Source organism: Bradyrhizobium sp. (genome assembly GCF_019242285.1).
Lineage (GTDB): Bacteria > Pseudomonadota > Alphaproteobacteria > Rhizobiales > Xanthobacteraceae > Bradyrhizobium.
The window spans coordinates 1-3,418 of sequence record NZ_JAFAVV010000602.1; the positions used below are offsets into that span (position 1 = coordinate 1).

The window sequence follows — 3,418 nt, forward strand, 5'->3', positions numbered from 1 at the left end:
TTTTCAGCCGTCGCTCGCTCGATTGCCGTCATTTCCTCGACGTCGCGCGTTGCCGGTCAGCGTCCGTCGATTGACATCCCGTGCTGCAGAGCAACGAAATGACGCGATGGGCCGTTCACGCCTGGGTCGGACTGTCTCGTCATGTCCGGAATTCGCGCAAAGCAGATGCAACAAGTTCGGAAAAGCCAGTCTGGCGGGACACCGGCTATCGCACCGTGGCGGTCATCTTTGCCGGACGGCAGCCCGAAGGCCCAGCCCGCGAGAAAACGCCGGGCGCCTCGATGCCGGCAGTCTTTCCGGAAGCTGTCCGAAATATGCAATGGTTTGCGTCATCCCAGCTCTGACGGCCGGCTCGATCTTCGCGCAAATGAACCAGCAGACCAGGACGAGAATGCCGAGCTCGACCCACACGGCCGAGGTGGCATCCAGGCCCGCATCGACCAGGAGACGGATCATCGCCGTGCCAACGACGTTGTGGGAGAGATAGAGCGGATAGGTGATCAGCCCGAGCGTTCTCCAATAGGCCGGCGCTTCAGGCGAAGCGGTGGCGGCAGAGCGCCTGTTCCTGTTCGCGCAATAGGCAATGAGGCCCACCGCCGCCGCCCAAACCATGATCGGCACAAGGGCTGATTGACCGGAGATGGCGGGTATGCACGTCAGGAAGAAGGAGGCAAAGAAGTAGATTTCTGCGGCACCTGAAAGACACGTGACCGCGACGGCGACCCGTTCGAGCGCCGTCAATTTTCTGTTTGCAGAGATGAAGAGCCAGATGCCCAGCGCAAAAAAACAGCCATGGGTCAACAGGAATGCTGCGCACGGCACCCGAAACATCAGAATGACGAGATAGGGCAGGTCCGACGGCGTCGTGCATGACAGCACCAGCAATGCGACGGCGTTGAACACCGCGCTGTAGATGGTGAGTCCCCAAGCCAGGTGCCACAGGGTCATTTTCCTCGTGAGCATCGCGCAAAACACCAGCCCATAAAACGCCATTTCGGCCGCCAATGTCCAATAGACGCCGTCGAGCCATTGACCCGTGACTCCCTTGGGAACGAGCAGCATGGCGTGGATGTAGGGCAGGATGAATTCGGATGCTGGTCTGCTGCCAAAAAGAACCAGAACGAGGAAGGTCGCGGTGGCGCAGACCCAGACCGCCGGATAAAGCCTGAGAGCGCGGCCGAGAAGAAACTCCGTCGGGGAAGACTTGCTCGCGGAATTCGCTATCACGAAACCGGAAATAACAAAGAATATTTCGACACCGACCCAGCCGAACCATGTGAAGGGCGCGGCGGACGGGTATAGAACATCGGCGGCGACGTCGCGCTCGAAACCCGGGACGCCAATCGAAACCCAGGCCCAGGACCAGAACATCTGGTGAAAAATGGCGACGCCGAGGGCAGTCCCGAAGCGCAGCGGATCCAGCAGCGGAAAATGGTTCTTCATGGGCGTGCTCAAATCCAGGAAACCATCCCGTTGCAGATATTGGATCCCTTCACCGCGCTCTTTGAGGTGGGTCACACTCTCTCCGCCCACGGCTCAAATGCGCGGATCGTCGCATGGATTGGCGTGCGCTCTGTCGCCCAGGACAACTCATCGCGGTCACGACGACCCCAGCTCTTCCGTGCCCGGCGCTACCGCGGCTGATCACGACAGCCGACATCGGCGTGAGGCGGAGCGTTCCCAGTCGTTGAGCCGCATACAGCCATGCGAGCCGCCTTCGCGCTGTGTGATTTTCCTCACGATGTACGCGCGCTCTGAGGTCGTCCCGTTATCGAGATAGACCGGAAGCGGCCTCCCAAATGGCGCTGTTGACGCGGAGCTGTCGATGTCGAGTTTGTCCCGAGCTATTCCAGCCTAGCCGATCGACCGGTGCCGACCATAGGACCCATGGCTCGTCTCGATGTACTGGGTCCTCAATTGCGTGTGCAATGCATCGTTTGCAAAGTGAAGTTCGCTAGTGCGAGACAACTCCAATTCCATTCAGACAGGGAACATCAGACGTCTCCCACCAGGAAGGTCTGAAACGACCTCGAGACATTCGATGACGAGCGGCATCCCCCAAACTATCAATTGGAAAAAGCCAAAAGCTCAACCCAAGCCCAACTTTCTTTGCATCATTTCTGGTGCAAAGTTCGGTAATAACATTCGAGAGCTGCGCACCGGCTCGCCCAGAACTTGCCCCAAAATCGCGTGATAAACTTGTAGGCGGCTGATCCTTTGAAAGGAGGTCGCTCATGAGCCAACGTATTTCAAACGCACTGTGTTGGGCTTTCGTCTTTCTTGTTTGTAGCGATAGCCGTAGCTTCCCTGTTTCGGCGGAGGCGCCGTGATGGAAACACTCCAGCTCCAGAAACCACATGGCCTCGAGCTTGAATATGCCGTTTGCTACTTCTGTCAGGCGGTGCTGCCGGATAATCCACGATTGAGAACGTCGGCGCACATATCTCTGGGCCGTCGCAATTTTTGTGAACAGCTTAACAAGCCGCCTGAGCAGCGGTGCCTGCAAGAGTTTCGAAAGCGATTCCGGTAGTCCAGTCCCCGCCATCTGGCGGGGATAATTTGTGCTATGCAGGAGACATAATCAGTTCGCGTTGCTGCTTCTGATGGCTCCCTACTCGCAACGCGGGGGCCTTCAGACGCCGATATTTATGAGTGGCATAAAAGGACCAGATCGTCGCATGGATTAGCGAGCGCTCCGTCGCCCAAGACAAATAATCGCGATCACGACGACTCCAGCTCGCCTGTGCCCGTCGTTACCGCGGCTGATCACGATGGCCGACATCGGCACCAGGCGGAGCGCGTTCCCGGCTGTCAAGCCGCATACGTCCATGCGAGGCGCCTTCGCGCCGTGTGGTTCTCCACACGACGTACGCGCGCTCTGAGGTGGTCCTATCGAGGTAGACCGGAAGCGGCCGACCTCGCAAATGGCGCTGTTGACCCACGAGAACGTTACGAGCGACGAAGGCTCGACCGATGTCAAATTATGAAAGGTCGCTCGCGTTGCAGGCAGCGCCTGAAGCGCGCTCGATACCGAGCGCATCAAGAATGCCGGCCAGATCACGCCGCCGATGTGCACGGCAAGATCGACCTCATCGAGCGCGATCCGGCGGATCGCGAACTTCTCCTAAGCCGTCATGCGACATGCGCCTTTTGACCAGGAAGCGCGGGATAATCGGTGTAGCCGTTTGGCCCGCGGCCGTAGAAAGTGGCGGGATCGGGCTTGTTCAGCCGGGCACCACGCCGGAAACGCTCGATAAGGTCGGAATTGGCCAGGAAAAGCACGCCATAGGCGATGGCGTCGGCGTCGCCGCCCTCAATCGCCAGATTTCCCTTCTCCCTGTCGAAACCCGTGTTGGCGATGAACGGCACCGAGGTCATGGGTCGGAACGTCTTCGCGACCTTCTCGATCGCCACGCCC

The 3,418-nt window shown here is 58.9% G+C and carries 1 protein-coding gene and 1 pseudogene; both read right to left on the bottom strand.

Features of this window, described 5'->3' with window-relative positions:
* Window positions 1–222 precede the first annotated feature (222 nt).
* The gene (locus JOY90_RS24645; RefSeq protein WP_291693718.1) at window positions 223–1,518 is read right to left on the bottom strand and encodes an acyltransferase; all 1,296 of its coding nucleotides are present in this window, start codon (window positions 1,516–1,518) and stop codon (window positions 223–225) included.
* A 1,614-nt stretch (window positions 1,519–3,132) separates the two neighbouring features.
* Window positions 3,133–3,418, bottom strand: a pseudogene (locus JOY90_RS24650) (hypothetical protein); the annotation flags it as partial.